General features: G+C 47.0%; 12 protein-coding genes and 1 pseudogene. 4 read left to right on the top strand and 9 right to left on the bottom strand.

The annotated features are described in order from the left end of the window. Positions 1–187: 187 nt before the first annotated feature. Positions 188–1,393, bottom strand: a pseudogene (locus RO21_RS00065) (ribosomal protein uL16 3-hydroxylase). A 311-nt stretch (positions 1,394–1,704) separates the two neighbouring features. Between RO21_RS00065 and RO21_RS00060 the strand changes: the two are divergent. Beyond that, positions 1,705–1,938, top strand: a complete 234-nt coding sequence (locus RO21_RS00060; RefSeq protein WP_053067685.1) for a PTS sugar transporter subunit IIB — start codon at positions 1,705–1,707, stop codon at positions 1,936–1,938. 33 nt (positions 1,939–1,971) lie between these two features. On the opposite strand, the gene RO21_RS00055 is transcribed toward RO21_RS00060, so the two are convergent. The 4 genes from RO21_RS00055 to RO21_RS00040 form a co-directional block, all read right to left on the bottom strand. Then, positions 1,972–2,799, bottom strand: coding sequence for a MurR/RpiR family transcriptional regulator (locus RO21_RS00055; protein WP_047975760.1), 828 nt, complete (start codon positions 2,797–2,799; stop codon positions 1,972–1,974). Between the two features lie 118 nt (positions 2,800–2,917). Then, positions 2,918–4,252, bottom strand: a complete 1,335-nt coding sequence (locus tag RO21_RS00050; protein ID WP_047975759.1) for a PTS sugar transporter subunit IIC — start codon at positions 4,250–4,252, stop codon at positions 2,918–2,920. Between the two features lie 2 nt (positions 4,253–4,254). Beyond that, on the bottom strand, positions 4,255–5,595 hold the full coding sequence (locus RO21_RS00045) for an alpha-L-fucosidase (RefSeq protein ID WP_047975758.1): 1,341 nt from the start codon (positions 5,593–5,595) through the stop codon (positions 4,255–4,257). 318 nt (positions 5,596–5,913) lie between these two features. Then, on the bottom strand, positions 5,914–7,830 hold the full coding sequence (locus RO21_RS00040; RefSeq protein WP_047975757.1) for a bifunctional 5-dehydro-2-deoxygluconokinase/5-dehydro-2-deoxyphosphogluconate aldolase: 1,917 nt from the start codon (positions 7,828–7,830) through the stop codon (positions 5,914–5,916). 263 nt (positions 7,831–8,093) lie between these two features. Here RO21_RS00040 and iolD point away from each other — a divergent pair, with 263 nt between their 5' ends. From iolD to iolG, 3 genes are all read left to right on the top strand, one after another. After that, positions 8,094–10,028, top strand: a complete 1,935-nt coding sequence (gene iolD / locus RO21_RS00035) for a 3D-(3,5/4)-trihydroxycyclohexane-1,2-dione acylhydrolase (decyclizing) (protein WP_047975756.1) — start codon at positions 8,094–8,096, stop codon at positions 10,026–10,028. Positions 10,029–10,175: 147 nt separating this feature from the next. Then, positions 10,176–11,072, top strand: coding sequence for a myo-inosose-2 dehydratase (gene iolE, locus RO21_RS00030; RefSeq protein ID WP_047975755.1), 897 nt, complete (start codon positions 10,176–10,178; stop codon positions 11,070–11,072). A 1-nt stretch (position 11,073) separates the two neighbouring features. Continuing rightward, positions 11,074–12,084 (top strand): inositol 2-dehydrogenase, encoded by a 1,011-nt coding sequence (gene iolG, locus RO21_RS00025; RefSeq protein WP_047975754.1) that lies wholly within the window; start codon positions 11,074–11,076, stop codon positions 12,082–12,084. A gap of 248 nt (positions 12,085–12,332) precedes the next feature. On the opposite strand, the gene RO21_RS00020 is transcribed toward iolG, so the two are convergent. The 4 genes from RO21_RS00020 to RO21_RS00005 all read right to left on the bottom strand — a co-directional run bounded on the left by RO21_RS00020 (position 12,333) and on the right by RO21_RS00005 (position 17,320). After that, entirely contained in the window at positions 12,333–13,472 is a 1,140-nt protein-coding gene (locus RO21_RS00020; protein WP_047975753.1) for a Gfo/Idh/MocA family protein, read from the bottom strand. Positions 13,473–13,742: 270 nt separating this feature from the next. Then, positions 13,743–14,771 (bottom strand): ABC transporter permease, encoded by a 1,029-nt coding sequence (locus RO21_RS00015; RefSeq protein ID WP_047975752.1) that lies wholly within the window; start codon positions 14,769–14,771, stop codon positions 13,743–13,745. 11 nt (positions 14,772–14,782) lie between these two features. Further along, positions 14,783–16,327 (bottom strand): sugar ABC transporter ATP-binding protein, encoded by a 1,545-nt coding sequence (locus tag RO21_RS00010; protein ID WP_047975751.1) that lies wholly within the window; start codon positions 16,325–16,327, stop codon positions 14,783–14,785. Between the two features lie 54 nt (positions 16,328–16,381). Next, entirely contained in the window at positions 16,382–17,320 is a 939-nt protein-coding gene (locus RO21_RS00005) for a sugar ABC transporter substrate-binding protein (protein ID WP_047975750.1), read from the bottom strand. Positions 17,321–17,780 lie beyond the last annotated feature (460 nt).

Raw genomic sequence — 17,780 nt, 5'->3', positions numbered from 1 at the left:
CGGATAATTAGACTGTTAGCTATGCCATAGGAATATACTCAAATTGGTACTGCCCAGAGCGTATCGGATATTAAAGCACCATTTCCAAGAGCAGTATTTAAGCGGTTAAATCAGGCACTACGACAGCGCCTGAAATTTTTGCAGAATAAAGGGGGGAAACAGACCGCTTGCGGATAGCAAGTCGGATTTATTCCGCCTCTTCTAAGATCAGCCAGCCGTTATCCAGCCAATCGCACAGGCTGTCGAGCAGTAGTTCAAGTTGATCCTGATTTTCCGCTTGGGCAGCCAGTTTATTCCACGAAATTGCATCGCCATTGGCTATTCTAATCAATAATGTCGCTTCGGCTTCGTTAAGTTCGTCAATCCACTCGCCGTTGACATACACCCGCTGCGGATTGTCCGTATAGACAATTTTGACGTTGGCATCTTGCTGAATCCAGCCGCCCGCTTCCAGTATTTCTTGCACCTCGTCCGGATAGAACGCATTGTCCTCCGTTAATTGTTCGTAGCGGCGGGCGCTGACAGTGGTGGCAACACTGTGGGTAAAGAGCGCATCAAATTGTTCGGCGTGTTGTAATAATGCAATGAGTTGCCGTTTGAGGCGCGCAACCATTTGCGGATCGAGCAAACCGTTCGGCTGCTCGGCAGGTGAAAGCCGAAACGGTAGGGTGAATTGTGAAGTCGGTAAACTCTCGCTTTGATGCTCAAGGGTTTTACATAGGTTTTCCAGTAAGTCTGCGGCATTTGGAAAACGTAAGCCGAATGAGAAAGTGAGGCAGTCGTCCTGCGCCACGCCATAGTGCGATAGACGAGACGGCACATACAGCACATCGCCCGGTGCAAGCACTTCATCAAAAATCAGCTCGCCCATATCGTCAAAAATACGGATCGGCTGGTTGGGTTTGAACTCGGTGCTAGGATCACACCATTTGCCTAATTGCCAACGGCGATGACCGTAACCCTGCACTAAGAACACGTCATATTCATCATAATGGCGACCGACCGAACCGCCTTTCGGTGCATAGGACACCATAATATCGTCCCGTTACCATTGCGGAATATAGCCGAAGGCTTGCCACAATGCCCCTAATTCCGGCGACCATTGTTCCAGATTTTGCACGAGAACAGACCATTGTGCCGGCAAGTTTTGGAAATCGCTGTCGCTTAGCGGGCTGCGTTTGAGCGACCATTTTTCGCCGTTTTCGCCTATATCGGTGCGGATCAGGCGGGCGGTAACGTCCTCTTGTTGTGCTAGCTCGATAATATCCGCCGGTTCAAATAAACCGACAATTTGCGGTAAGCCGTTGCGGATCACAAGCGGTTGTTTCTGCCAATAATCTTGCAAAAAAATTTCGGGGGTAATATTTTCGGGTAAGCAAAATGGAATGTTCATCGTGAGAGTCCTTTGCAATCAAAGAGAGTGGTTTATTTTAACAGTAACTTTTTCTTTTTACCAATGGGCGGTTTATGGCTGAATGATTATTTTAAAAATAGAGGTAATTTAAGTACGCAATCAATTTATTTTTGCGGCGTCATTTATATCGGGAGATTTAAAACAAACGTTATTTTTCATCAGATTATGCTATAAATATCAAGTGTCTAATAGCTTGTTGCGGTGATTTGATTAAGTGTAAAATAGTGAGGTGAATTTGGGATAAATAGCGGTTATCGTCATTGTGATATTGGTGGAATAAAGGAGGCAAAATGGCTGTTATCAATAATATTTTAGCTGCATTAGGTCATATAGAGAATATTCAAAATGTGGAAGCCTGTTTGACCCGTTTAAGAGTGGTACTGCATAATGATCGCCTTTTAGATAAAGCCGCTTTGAAAAAATTAGGGGCGGTTGATGTCGTGAAAGTCGGCAATATGCAGCAAATTATTTTTGGGGTGAAATCGGCGCAATATTGCGATGAAATTCAAGCGTTAATGGCGTAATTAGAGAGACCTGCGTTTTGGCAGGTCTATTCATTATGCCTTTCTTAATGCAAGAGACACGGCAATGGTTTGTACCAGCATCATTGTCGCACATTGGGAGCGAAACCCGCTCAGTTGCGCTTCTTTAATGATAAAGGAGACATCGCTGAACGCCAATAATGGGCTGAGTTGGCTGTCGGTAATGGCGATATGTTTAACGCCGGGTCTGGCGGTGGCAGTAACCACATTCACTGTTTCGTTAGCGTAGGGGGAAAAGCTGATGGCAATCAGCGCATCGCCTTCAGTGATGCGGTTGAGTTGTTCGTCAAACATACCGCCTGAACCGTCAATCATAAAGACATCATAATCTAAATGATGCAAGGCATAGTTGAGATAGTTGGCGATACTGAATGAGCGTTTTAAGCCGACAATAAAAATGCGTTTGGCATCATTTAAAATAGTTACCACTTGCTCCAGTTGCTCGTTGCTGACTTTTTTTGCCAATTGTTGCAGGGCTTGCGTATTACCTTGTGCGAACACATTCAGAACCTGACTTAAATCACTGCTTTGCCCGTCAATATCAGGTTCAATTTGGCGGAACAGTTGTACCCGTTCGGTATAGCGTGATGTGCCTTCCATCATATCTTGACGGAAAAGCTGCTTCACTTCGTTAAAGCCGCTAAAACCAAAGGCGTTGGCAAAACGAATAAGGGTGGAAGGCGGCACACCGGCACGTTCGGCAATGGTCGATACCGTATCGAATACCACGCTGTTACCGTTATCCAACACATATTGTGCCACCTGTTTTAATCGTTTGCTCAAACCGTCATATTGCTTACGAATTTCCTCCTGAAAATGAGCAAGTTGGGTAGGTTCATTCATTTCAATGTATTCTCTTGTTGAATTTTTGTTTCATTATACCTATTTTCGTTATTAAATAGGATTATTTTTATTGATGGAAGGCTTATAGATACCTTCCATTCTATTCAAACGGAATACATTATTGCGCAGCATTTTGGGCTTTTTTGAGTAGCTCGGAGCATTCGGTCATATTTTGGGTTTGTTCTTTTTCCAGACAAACTTTTTCATACAGTTTGAAGAATGGATAATAAATCATAATATCCAAAATAATAAGCGAAATACTCAACACAGGGGCCCAAATATCGCCGGCAGAGACTAAGTAAGCGCCTATCGGTGCAGGGGTTGTCCAAGGTGCCATTAGATAGATGCGGTGAATAAGATTAAAATCCAATATTAAGTAGGCAGTCACGGCATTGGCTAAAGGTGCAAGTATTAGCGGAATAAAGAAAAGCGGATTTACTACCATTGGAACACCGTACACAATGGGTTCGCCGATAGAGAAAAATGATGGCACAAGACCAATTTTACCGATTGAGCGTAGGTGAGCAGATTGGCTGCGTATTAGGAGGAATGCCAGCGCAATAACGCCGCCTGATGCACCGTGAACGATATAAAAATCCCAAAATGAGTTCGTGATAATGAAAGGCAGGGGTTCACCGGCTTGGAATGCGGCGAGATTGGCTGCCATATTTTGAAGTAAGAACGGTGTCCACAGTTGCATTAGCACGAGTGAACCGTTGATGCCTAAGAACCAAAGCAAATGGGTTGCGATTACAAATAGACAGATTGCGCCGAGTGAATCACTGACGGCGATCAAGGGTGCCATAAAGTCCATAATCAGTTGTGGAATGGTGCGTCCGCTATCATTTTCAACCCAAATGGAAAATGGATAGAGCGTCAGCAGGATTGTTAAAATTGGAATCACGATATTCAATGATTCTGCAACGGCGTGAGGGACTTCTTTTGGTAGTCGGATTTTAATATTTAGGTATTCTAGCAAACGAGTCATTTCGACAGTGTAAGCAGCAACGAAGAGAGCAGAGAATAACCCGATGCCTCCGAAGAATTTGATTTCCATTGCACTCTCTTTGACGGGAGCGGCAACTAATAAGAATGTCATTACCGATAAGAATGCGGCGGGGAGAGGCTCTCTTTTATAGGCTTTTGCTAGATGATAGGCAATACTGGCAGAGGTAAATAGCGAAATGGCATTAAATGACATTTGGAAGAAATGCCAACCGTAAGGGCTTGCCCATTTTGCAAAATGCCACCAAGTTTGCCCGAAAGTGTTTTGTGTGTTTTCATCAAAGGGGGGAATGAGCAAGATCATAATAAAGCTGCCGACAATTAAGAAAGGCAGCACTACGATGAAGCCATCACGAATCGCTGAAATATGTGGTTGGTTTTCCATACGGCGAGCGATAGGCGCAACGTGGGTATTCATAAAATCAATAAAATATTGTGAAAATGACATACTTATTCCTCCCCGTTTACAATTTTAAAGCCGAGTACATACCAATCCGCTTGGTAGTTGTAAATATGGAGCAATCTGCCTGTCGGCGTGGACTCTGTTGTAAATTTTAGTGCAGTATTGAGCGCTTGCAGATTGCCGTAAACAGAGAGCGGTAAGCTGATTTGGCTGGTGTTTAAGCCATCGATATAAAGATAGAGATCTGTGCCGACTTTGGTGTAGCGATAGGTAATATTTCCGAGCTGTTCACTTGGTTTTCGGCTGCAACGTGATTTATAAATACCTTCCCCATTGATATCCAGCCATTTTCCTAATGCTAGTAAGCGCTCAACTTGCTCTGGAGGGAGACTACCGTCTGCTTTCGGCCCGATATTCAGCAGCAGATTACCGTTATCGGCAACGGTTTCGACCAAAAGTGAGATCAGATCGGGAACTGAGATTAAATGGCTCTCTTGTTCTACTTGGTTATAGCCAAAAGATAAGCCGATACCTCGGCACATTTCCCACTTTTTCTCACGAGATGTTGTGCCGTGTTGGTATTCTTTTGAGGTAAAGTCGCACCATAAGCCATTCCAGCGATCATCAACTACGCCGTTTGGGACACTGTTATAGTAGTGAGCAAATAGATGCGGCAGCATATGTTCGCCAACTTTTGGCCAGCCAATATCATTCCATAGAATGTCCGGTTTATAGAGATTGATTAGCTCAATGACTTGCTTATAGGCATAGTCTGCATATTCGTAAGTAGGGCACGCATTGGAGAAGTTCTGGCTTTCCGTGAATATCGGGGATGGCGAAAAGCGCCAATCAATAATACCGGAATAGTATGCGCCCATTTTTAACCCAAATTTGCGTACATTTTCCGTCAGTTCGCCCATTAAATCACGCTTTGGCCCCGCTTGCGTACAATTAAAATCGGTATATTGGCTTGGGTAGAGGCAGAAACCGTCGTGGTGTTTAGTTGTGAATACAACATATTTTGCTCCGGCTTTGGCAAATAACGTCGCCCACATTTCTGGTTGCCATTTTTCTGCTTGCCATTGTGGTAAAAAATCGTGATAACTAAACTGTTCCCCATAGGTTTTGAGGTGATGCTCGTAGGTTGGCCCTTTCTTGACGTTAATGGAATTGAAATACCACTCTGCATAGGGATTGTTGCAAAACCATTGTTCATCAGCATCAATTTCACCTAATTGGTACGTTGGGGGAGCGAATGCAGGTACAGAATAAATACCCCAGTGGATAAAAATGCCAAGTTTTGCATCTTCATACCATTGCGGGACATTATGTTGTTTGATTGATTCCCAAGTGGCATAGAAATGCTTTGATGATGTGTTTGTACTCATATATAAACTCCGTTTGTTTTAAATGAAACAGAAATTAAAATATATTTTCCATTTTTCTTTCATTTAGACAAATTAAATCAAAAAAATATTAGGCAGAATGTCAATAAAACGTGAAGTGAATCACAATTAGTCAACGTATTGTTATCCCGATTTGACCGATATTTCATTTTTAACGAACATTCGGTCATTTTGTGTATTAACAAGCGGTCTGTTATACCTGATTTTTGCAGGGTTATATAACGACGGTACAAATCGGACTGCGACCAATGATAGAAGGACGCCACGCCGGCGTCCTTTTGATGATAGGTAAAGGGAGAATTAACGTTGCTGCCAAAACTCAATCAATGTGCGGTATTTTTGGGAGACGGCATTGATTAAGCCCTGATCGTCAAGTTGATTGGCAAGCCATTTTTCGGCAGGTTCGCCGAAAATAGTACGCCCGACCGCAAACCCTTTCACTTTGTGGCAGCCTTTGGCTTGTGCAAAGATCGCCTTAAAGCTATCAAGGGGGGCATCTAGCCCTAAAATCAGAATACCGCGACAGTCCGGATCGTTTGCTTCAATCGTGTCGGCAATCGCTTGCCATTGCGATGTGGAAAGACCGGGCAGCTTCCACCATTCCGGTTTGATACCGAGCTGATAAAAATCGGAGACAGCTTTTTGGTAAAAACCTTCATCTTGCGGCATATCCGCCGGGAGAATAATCTCAAGCAGCAATTCGTGCCCTGTTCGGCAGCAGGCTTGGTAGATCTCTGTTAATTTGCGATCTTGATTTGCCTTTAACTCGGCATCATCGTGAGGGTGGTAGAATGCTAAACATTTAATTACGTGATCCCGAGGGAACGTGGCTAATTGTGTGCCTAAATCGCCGTATTCCAATGAGAGCGGGCGTGAGGACGGCGCTTCAATCGGGCGGGCGATCCAGTAATCTTTACCGGTAATCGCATTTAGCGCATCTTGACCGAACGTGGTGTCGGCGAGAATACCCGCCTGATTGTGCGGTAAGCCCGCTTGCTCGGCAGCTTGTTCCATTGCTTTAAGCAACAGTTGTTTCAGTTTCGGCAAGCGAGCGGTATCGGCACCGACTTTATCTGCCATATCGACTAATTGCTTGCGGTGATCAAAGGCAAAAATACAGAGATTTTCCCACTGTTTTTTGCGGGTGGTAACACGGTGAAGGTGATTGAGCCGCTCATCTAAATCAGGGCGGGGGACGGATTCCGCTCGGGTTAAATAGTCGTCCAGTTCCCGTTTGGTCGGCATTGCCGGTGAGCAACCGTGGCGGGAAACCACTAACGCCCCGCACGCATTGGCATAGCGACACGCTTGCGCCCAGCCTTCATTATTCAAATAGCCACGCATTAAGCCGGACATAAAGGCATCACCTGCCCCCAGCACATTTAACACGTCGACCTGTACGCCGTACACATTTAAACCGCCGTCCAAATCCGCCGGCAATGCGCCCTCAAATACGGAGCAACCTAGTGCGCCCCGTTTACACACAAGTACGGCATCGGAGACGTTTCGCACATTTTTTAACGCCGTGAGCGTATCCGTTGAGCCGCCGGCGATATGAAATTCTTCTTCCGTGCCGACAATCAGATCAAAATGGTGCAACACGGCTTGCAGGGATTTCGTTACTTCTGCATTGTCGATATAGCGGGTTTCGCCGTCTCCCAATGAGGTAAGCCCCCACAGTACCGGACGGTAATCAATATCCAACGCACGTTTTACCTCATTTCTGCCGGCATATTCCAGTGCCGTCAGCACGGCTTCACGGGTTTTCGGGTGGGAAAGGTGCGTACCGGTAATGGCTAAAGCACGGCTGGAGGCAATGTAGGCTTCACTGAAATCATCTTTGGTGAGCGCCATATCGGCACAATTATCCCGATAGAAAATCAACGGAAAGGTTTCTTTGTCTTTAATGCCTAAGATGACGAGTGCGGTGAGATGATCTTTGTCAGTGATTAAATGGCTGGTATCAACGCCGACACTTTCCAACTCCTCCCGTAAAAAACGCCCCATATGTTCATCGCCCACCCGTGCCAACATTGAGGAACGCAGCCCTTGCACCGCCGTGCCGTAAGCGACATTGCCGGAAGAACCGCCCAAATATTTGGCAAAGGTCGTCATATCTTCCAAGCGTGATCCGATTTGTTGTCCATAGAGATCGACAGCCACCCGCCCCAAGCAGATCAAATCCAGCGGGCGATCTTGATGATTTACAGTCGCCATAGCGCACTCCTTTTAACGAAAATGTATTGATGTAAGGTATTATACAAAGTGAAATATTTATTTCAAATTTATTCTGTTTTAAATTATCATTTCTGTGATTAAGTTCTCATACTGCGGATAAAAGTGAGAATTTTGCCGAAATGTGAACTGGTTCACATCTTTTTTCCCTATTGCCTGCTATTATAAATGAAATAAAATTTTCATTTTGCAAAAGTGGGTAGCAAACAGACCGCTTGTCTCGGCGGTGAACCCAAGGGGGCGTTATGCAGACAACACGTTTAACCGTGGCACAGGCACTGGTTCGTTTTTTGGATAATCAATATCTGGACGTTGACGGTCAAGAAATCAAATTTGTCCACGGTATCGCAGCGATTTTCGGGCACGGCAACGTGCTGGGCATTGGGCAGGCGTTAGCGCAAGATGCGGGGGAGCTGACCCTTTATCAAGGGCGGAACGAACAGGGAATGGCGCATTTGGCGATAGGCTTTGCGAAGCAAAATTTGCGGCAAAAAATCATTGCCTGTACTTCATCAGTCGGGCCGGGAGCGGCAAATATGGTTACTGCTGCGGCAACCGCCACGGCGAACCGTATTCCGCTATTACTGCTGCCCGGCGATGTGTTTGCCTCCCGCCAGCCGGATCCGGTATTACAACAGATTGAGCAGCCCCATGATTTGAGCATCAGCACGAACGATGCATTTCGGGCGGTGAGTAAATATTGGGACAGAGTGCAACGCCCCGAACAGTTAATGAGTGCCTGTATCAATGCGTTTAGGGTGCTGACCGATCCGGCGGAAACCGGTGCGGTGACGATTGCATTGCCGCAAGACGTACAGGCGGAAAGTTTTGACTTCCCAAACAATTTTTTACAGAAAAGGGTGCATCGTTTAGAGCGCACGCCGCCAACGGCGGCAGCCCTTGAGCAAGCGATAGCGTTGTTGATGAGCAAGCAAAAGCCGTTGATCATTTGCGGTGGGGGCGTGCGCTACTCGCAAGCGGGTCGAATGTTGCAACAATTTGCAACCCGGTTTGGGATTCCGTTTGCCGAAACTCAAGCGGGCAGAAGTGCGGTGATCTCTGACGATCCACTCAATGTCGGCGGCGTAGGGGAAACGGGTTGCTTGGCAGCCAACCGTTTGGCAAAAGAGGCGGATTTAATCATCGGGATTGGTACACGCTATACCGATTTCACCACCTCATCAAAATGGTTATTCCAGCAGCCCGACGTGCAATTTTTGAATATCAATATCGCCCGTTTTGATGCCTATAAACTTGATGGCGTACAACTGGTGGCGGATGCGAAAACCGCACTGGAGGCTCTTCGCCTAGCTTTGCCGAGGGATTACAAAACGCAATGGGGCGATGCGATTAAGCACGCCAAAGCTGATTTTGTCGCAGAAATTCAGCGGTTGCGCAATGTGCGTTATCACCCTGATTTTACCCCCGAAATCAACGATGAGCTGGATCATCAAGCGGTGCATCGGGAATTTATCGGCTTAACCGGCTCGCAACTGACCCAGTCGCAAGTGCTGGGGATTGTGAACGAGACGATTGATCACGATGCGATTATTGTTGCCGCTGCTGGCAGTTTACCTGGCGATTTACAGCGTAGTTGGCTCTGCAAAGGCGAAGGGACTTACCACCTTGAGTACGGCTATTCCTGTATGGGCTATGAGGTCAGCGCAGCGGTGGGGGTGAAAATTGCCGAACCGGCGCGGGAAGTATATGCGCTGCTCGGCGACGGCTCTTATCTGATGGCACACTCCGAATTGGTAACTTCAATCCAAGAAGGCAAGAAAATCAATGTGGTGCTGTTTGATAATATGGCGAACGGCTGTATCAACAACCTGCAAATCGGCAACGGAATGGACAGTTTCGGCACGGAGTTTCGTTTCCGCAACCACGATACAAATCGGTTGAACGGTGGCTTAGTGCCGATCGATTTTGCCAAAAATGCGCAAGCCTATGGTTGCAAAACTTACCGTGTTACAAATGAAGCTGAATTGCGAGCTGCCCTTGTTGATGCGAAGCGGCAAAGGGTTTCGACCTTGATCGATGTGAAAGTGCTGCCGAAAACAATGGCGCACGGCTATGGTTGCTGGTGGCACGTTGGGGTGGCGGAAGTTGCTGACGGTGAACGGGTTCAACAGGCGAGAGCAAGATCCGTTGCACAGTTAGCGAAAGCGAGAAAATATTGATCCGATGATGCTCCCTTGATAAAGGGGCGATACAAGCGGTTGTTTGCGGGCGTTAATTTGCAAAGCACCAAGCTGGCGTTGCAAATATTGGGCGACATCTGACCGCTTGTTTATTCAGTTTATCTCTAAACCAAACGAGGTTTCTCTATGAAAGCAGAAAATATTCAACTCGGCATTGCGCCGATTGGCTGGACAAATGATGATTTGCCCGACTTGGGGGCGGAAAACAGCTTCGAGCAATGTATCAGCGAAATGGCGTTAGCGGGCTATACGGGCTGCGAGGTGGGAAATAAGTATCCACGCGATGTGGCGGTGCTGAAGCACAAGCTAAACCTGCGGGGAATGCAAATCTGTAATGCGTGGTTCAGCACCTTTTTTGTGGACGGCAAGCGGGAAGAAACCCTTGCCGCCTTTATCAAACACCGTGATTTTCTGCACGCAATGGGGGCGAAAGTGATCGGTTGTTCCGAGCAAAGCCGCAGCATTCAAAGCACAACCAAAGCCGTTTTCAAAGACAAGCCGATTTTTAACGATGAAGATTGGGCGAAAATGGCGCAAGGCTATAACGAGCTGGCGAAGTTGGCGGCGGAAAAGGGAATGAAAGTGTGTCTGCATCACCATATGGGGACGGGGATTCAAACCCCTGAAGAAGTGGATCGCTATATGGCAGCGGTGAATGATGATGTCTATTTGCTGTTTGATTCCGGGCATTTGTACTATTCCGAAGGCAGCCAACAAGCAATGTTGGGTGTGTTGGAAAAGTATATTGATCGCATTATCCACGTGCATTTAAAAGATGTGCGTGATGAAGTGGTGGCACAGGTAAAAGCCAACGACTTGAGTTTCTTGGAAGGGGTCAAAAAAGGTACATTTACCGTACCGGGTGATGGCGTGATCGATTTCAAACCGATTTTCGATATTCTCGACCAATACAATTATCAAGGTTGGATGGTGGTAGAAGCCGAACAAGATCCGGCAGTTGCCAACCCGTTTGAATATGCCCTCAAAGGCAGACAGTATATTCGTGATGTTGCAGGAGTTTAATATGTTAAAAGTAGGCATTATCGGCGCAGGGCGTATCGGGCGGGTACACGCCGAGAGTATCGGCAAATATGTGAAAGGGGTGGACATTAAAGCGATTTCCGATGTAAAAATTAGCGATGAACTGACCGCTTGGGCGAGAACGATGGGTATCCCAGCGGTCTATGATGATTACAGAAAAATCTTGCAAGATCCTGAGATCGATGCCGTGTTGGTGTGTTCTTCGACCAACACCCACGCCCCGATTTCGATTGAAGCCGCCCAAGCGGGTAAACACGTTTTCTGTGAAAAACCGGTGGACGCCGATCCGGCAAATATTCGGGCGGTATTGGCAGCGGTTGATAAAGCCGGCGTGAAATTTCAAGTCGGGTTTAACCGCCGCTTTGATCATAATTTTAAAGCGATCAAAGATCGGATTGTGGCAGGGGATATCGGTGAACCGCATATTATTCGGGTAACATCGCGTGATCCGGAAGCCCCGCCGATTGAGTATGTGAAAGTCTCCGGCGGTATGCTTTTTGATATGACCATTCACGATTTCGATATGATCCGCTATCTCTCCGGCAGCGAAGTGGAGGAGGTGTTTGCGGTTGGTACGGTCTTAGTTGATGCGGCAATCGGCGCGGCGGGGGATATTGACACGGCGGTCATCACCTTAAAATTGGCAAACGGCGCAATCGGGGTGATTGATAACAGCCGTAAAGCCGCCTATGGCTACGATCAGCGTGCGGAAGTGTTTGGCTCAAAAGGGGCGGTTCACATCACCAACGATACCGGCTCAACGGCAGTGTTTTCAGGAGAAAACGGCGTGATCGCCGAAAAACCGAAATATTTCTTCTTGGAGCGTTATATGCAATCCTTCGCCGATGAGATCCGTTGCTTTGTGGATTCGGTCGTGAATGACAAACCGACCCTCGTCAATGGCAATGACGGCTTACAGCCCGTGTTAATCGCATTGGCAGCCCAAAAATCCCTCGCGGAAAATCGTCCGGTGAAATTAAGTGAAGTCGCATAATCCATTGCGATGACAAGCGGTCGGATTAGCTGGTTTTTTTGCGATATCCGACCAACACATTAGACGGAGAGTGTAATATCCCTGTCGGGCGTTACCGACGTTCATTGAAGTTAAATCGTGTTAATGTGTGATAAAACGGACACTGGTGTGGGATTTCTACACGATGAGCGACGTTTCGATTGAGCCATAAATGACGATAAAATCACAACGCCGTGTCTTTATTGACACGGCGTTTTTCTTTCTCGGTTTTAGGCGGAAATCTCGCTGACGTCCACCCAGCGTTTTTCCTGTGCTGATTTTGCAATTGCTTCTAATACGCACGAAACGCGGTAGCCTTCTTCAAAATCGGGAAACATCGGATCACCAGCGGCAATGCCGTTGATCAAATCACGGATTTCTACGCTTTTTTGGTCGTTAAAACCGATGCCGTGTCCGGCACTCACACAGAATGCCGCATAATCGGGGTGTTCGGGGCCGACCAAAATGGTTTTGAAACCTTGGCGGGAAATCACGTCATCGTGGCGGTAGAGTTTCAGTTCCGCCATTCGCTCTTGAGTGTAGCTGAGTGTGCCTTTGGTGCCGGTTACGACATAGGTCAGCCCCATTTTACGTCCGCAGGCAATGCGTGAGCTTTCAATCGTGCCCATTACGCCATTGGCAAAGCGCACTAAGGCACTTGCCTGATCTTCATTTTCCACGTTGATTTTTTCCGCTAAATTGTGCGGATTCGGACGTTCGCTAATCACCGTTTGCATATCACCAATCACGCTCACAATCTCTTTGCCGACCAAATAGTGCGCCATATTGACGATGTGTGCGGCTAAATCGCCGAGCGTGCCTAGCCCTGCTTTATCTTTATAGCAGTGCCAGTCGATCGGGGTATCAGGGTTTGCGAGATAGTCTTCGTGATGAGTGCCGTAAAAATGGACGACCTCGCCGATTTCGCCGTTTTGGATAATTTGGCGGGCAAGCTGTGTGGTCGGGTTTTTAATGTAGTTAAAGCCGACTAAGGTTTTGATGCCGGCTTGACGGGCGGCTTCGACCATCTCTTTCGCATCGGCTGCGGTGAGCGCCAGCGGTTTTTCCGAGTAAACGTGCTTGCCGTGTTTGATCGCTTCTAATGCAATCTCTTTATGTAAGAAATTCGGTGTGCAAATATCCACGACATCGACATTCGGATCGGCAACTAATTTTCGCCAATCGTCAGTCGCACGGGCAAAGCCAAATTCTTGCGCCTTTTGTTCGGCGAGTGCTTGGTTGATTTCAGCCAAATAGGCGAGTCGAATTTTGCCTTTCAGCGGAAAAAGTGTCGGGGTTTGTGCATAAGCAATGGCGTGGCAACGTCCGATATAGCCGGTGCCGACCAAGCCGATATTTACGGTTTTCATAATCTGATCCTTGTTGAAACAAGCGGTGAGTTTTGAGGTGTTTTTTGCAACATTACAATATTATGTAGCCGTTGCATAAAGTTGTTTTTTATTCGCTTATAGGGACACACTGCGTGTGTCCGGGTTTTAACCTATTGAAATCATTTGATTTTTTTAAAGGACACACGCAGTGTGTCCCTACAATAAGATTGAAATCATTATGTTGTGCGTTGGCGGCATAATGCCGATTTAGCTCAAATAGAGAGTGAACAAGGGTTCGCTCTCTGGGGGTTAGATTGCGCCGCGTCTGCTCTTGGCGTAGGTGTCGAAAGCCACGGCAAGAATAATGATAACGCCCATAATAATTTGCTGGTAATAGGCGGACACATCCATTAGCACTAAGCCGTTGATTAGCACACCCATAATGATAGACCCGATAATTGTGCCGGTAATGCGTCCGTAGCCGCCCATTAGTGAGGTGCCGCCGATGACGACCGAGGCAATCACCCGCAGCTCAAAGGAGACGCCGGCAACGGACTCGGCACTGCCAAGCCGAGCGGAGAGGATAAAGCCCGCTAATCCTGCTAATGCACCGATCACCACATAGACGCTCACTAAGGTGCGGTTGATATTAACACCGGCAAGGCGGGCGGCTTCGGGATTGCCACCGACCGAATACACATAGCGTCCCCAGCGGGTTTTGTGTAAGGCGAAATAGCCGATAATGGCAACGACGGCGAAGATGACGACCGGCACGGGGACACCGAGCAGATCGCCGCGTCCCCACCAGCGATAACCTTCGTCAAAACCGGCGATTGGCGAGCCGTTGTTCAGCACAAGGGTTAAGCCCCGCCAAATTGTCATTCCGCCGAGGGTGATGATAAACGGCGGCAGTTTGAGTTTGGTCACGCCCAAGCCGTGTAACCAGCCGATGAGCGTGCCTAACCCTAAACAGACGGATAAGCCGATCAGCCAGCTCATTCCGCCCCACGCACCGGCTTCCACTGTTACGGTATTTTCCCCCTTAATAATATACGCGGCGAACATTGCCGTAACGGCAAGAATTGATCCGACCGAGAGATCGATGCCGGCAGTTAAGATCACAAAGGTCATTCCAACCGCCATAATGCCGAAAATGGAGACTTCGGTTAAGACGTTATAAATATTGCGTTGTGAGAGAAATGCACTGTTTTGTGATGTGAAGAAGATGATAAGTAAGATCAGGAAAATGAGGACGCCGAAGCGTTCAAAGAACGCAATAAAATCGATGTTGCCCTGATCGTCAATCATTCCCAGATTTTTTAAAAATTGTGTTGTCATATAAACCTCTCTTAAGCGGCTTGGTCTCGCTGAACACCGATAGCCATCATTGACATAAGTTTTTCTTCCGTTGCTTCATCACCGTGAATTTCACCGGTTACTCGTCCTTCGGAAAGGGTGATGATGCGGTCTGAAATCGCCATAATTTCCGGCAGATCCGAGGAAATAACCAATACCGCCACCCCTTGTTTTGCCATATCGAACAAGACTTGATGCACTTCGGATTTTGCACCGACATCAATGCCTCTGGTCGGCTCATCAACAATCAGCACTTTGGGATTGAGCGCCATACAACGTGCCAAAATCACTTTTTGCTGGTTGCCGCCGGAGAGCTTGCGGGCTTCCAACGTGCTGCTTGCCATTTTGATGCGTAAGGCTTGGCGGTAGGTTTCAATCAGATCATCTTCTTTTTTATTATCGACAAAGAGGTTGCCTTTAAGTAATTTGTCTAAAATCGGTAAGGTCATATTGGTTTTAATCGGCAGACCTAACACTAATCCCTCTTTTTTGCGATCTTCCGGCACTAATGCCACGCCTTTTTCTAACGCATCTAAAGGGGAGGCGGCAGTGTAGGGGCTACCGTCTAAGCTAATTTCATCGGCGGTATAGCTTTCTACGCCGAATAAACAGCGGGCAATTTCGGTACGACCTGCGCCGACAAGTCCGGCAATGCCCAGTACCTCGCCTTCGTGAATATTGAACGAGACGCCGTGTAAAGCGATACCGTGCGGATCGAGTACAGGTTTTTCTCGGCAGAGATTTTTGACCGCCAAACGCACGGGGCGGTGGGTATGGTGAGTGTCGGACGCGGGTCTGCGGGTGAAAGAGACTTCCCGCCCGACCATCATTTTGATGATCTGATCGACATTCACGTTTTGGACATTGCCCTCGCCGGAATAACGCCCGTCTTGAAAGACGGTGAAGCGGTCGCACAGAGCAAATACTTCGTTTAAGCGGTGGGTAACATAAATAACGCTGATGCCGCGGCGTTTAAGATCCCGCACGATTTGGTGGAGTGTTTCGACCTCTTTGTCGCTGAGGGCGGCGGACGGCTCATCCATAATAATCAGTTTGGCATTTAAGGTCATCGCACGGGCGATTTCCACCATTTGTTGTTGGGCAACACTTAAACGGGACACTTGTGTGTCGGGTTTGATATGCAGACCGAGGTTATCCAGTACAATCTGTGCTTCCGCATTGACCGCTTTTTCATTGACAAACAGCCCGTTTACCGGCTCTCTGCCGAGAAAGAAATTTTCCGCCACCGTCATATTAGGCAATAAGTTAAATTCTTGGTAAATAGTAACAATGCCTTTAAGTTGGCGGTCAAAGGGGGAATCGTTCGGGCTTAATGTTTCACCGTTGAAGATGATATCGCCGCTGGTTTGCGGTTGTGCGCCGGAAAGTGCCTTTAAAAGAGTCGATTTACCCGCACCGTTTTCGCCCAGTAAAGCGTGAACTTCGCCTTTGGCAACGCTGAGTTTGACCCCGTCCAATGCCATAATGCCGGAAAAGCTTTTAGTGAGGTGTTTAACTTCGAGTAAAGGAGTGGACATATAGCCTCCGTAAGAAAACGCCTTTCTGCAAGGGAGAGCAGAAAGGCAGATAAATTATTCGCTGACTTCTGCAAAACGCTCGGCTTCTTGCAGGTTATCTTTGAGAATAATTTTCGGCGGGTAGTTTGTGCCGGTTACAGGCTTTTTATCACGAATATTGCCGACAATTTGTTCTAACGCACTGCTGACGGCAAAACCCGGGCGTTGATCGGCGGTTAAGAATAGCCAGCCGTCTTTAACACGGGCGAGTGCTTCCGGCGTGGCATCGAAGCCGGTTACTAGGATCTCGCCGGCTTTTAAGCCTTGGCTGCGTAACGCCTCGATAGCCCCTAATGCCATATCATCGTTAGCGGAAATAATCACATCCGGCTTGTCTTTTAAGGTTGGCAATACACTTTCGATAATACGCAGCCCTTCGGAACGCAGCCAGTTACCCGTTTGGTTAATCACGATTTGGTACTGGCTACCGCCGGCTGCCAGCTCATCACGAATACCTTGAGTTCGTTCAATATTAGACGTTGAACCGGGCTGACCGGTTAAGAGGATAATTTTGGCACCGTTAGGGTATTTCGCTTTGACCGCTTTCGCCACCGCTTGCCCGCCGGTGTAATTGTTTGCACCAAAGTGCGGCACAGGCTTGCTACTTTCGACCTTGCGATCTAAGGTTGCCGCCGGAATATTTTCTTGGGTGATCTCCTCGACCGCCGCTGAAATCGCATTCACATCATTGGGTGAGATGATGATCCCTTTTGCGCCTCGTGTAATGGCATTTTCCAGATCGGAAGCCTGCTTGGTGGAAGAGCTTTGACCGTCCAAAACCTGTAACTTCACCTCCAGTTTTTTCCCCGTTTCAACAGCCACTTTTTGAAGTTGAACTTCAAACGGGCTGGATAAGTTCGGCAAACTGAATACGACTAATTCATCTTTAGCAAAACTGTTCATTGCTAAACCGAGTGTTAATGCACTCAATACAAACTTAACACGCATTTTCATTACAAACTCCTCTTTTTAAGGTGGGAATGGACGGCAAACTTGCCGGCAGTCTTTCCATAACCTCATATTTCTAGGAAATGGAATTTATTTCAAAACAAAATTAAATGAAATAATTTTTTCAAAGTGAAATATAACATTCTAAAATTTTCAAACCAAATGCTTTGTTTAAAATATGTTAAACAGATCACATTTTTTGTACGGCAAGGGGGGACATCGTTTTGTAAAAAATAGCGGAGAACAGACCGCTTGTTGTGCTTCTATTTGCATAATCGAACCTTTAAAGTGATCTTTTAGCGATTGAGGTGAGCAATTTCTAGAAAGGGCGATAAAAAAGCGGTGAGACTTCACCGCTGAATAGGTAGAAAATCGGTATTATGTAGCAAATGCACAAAAATAGACATTTTAACAGAATGTAGGGACACACTGCGTGTGTCCTTTATAAAAATCAAATTGTTTCAAT

The organism is Muribacter muris (assembly GCF_001038205.1).
Classification (GTDB): Bacteria; Pseudomonadota; Gammaproteobacteria; order Enterobacterales; family Pasteurellaceae; genus Muribacter; species Muribacter muris.
The sequence above is the reverse complement of the archived record's forward strand: the minus strand, read 5'-3'. Positions and strand labels throughout refer to the sequence as shown.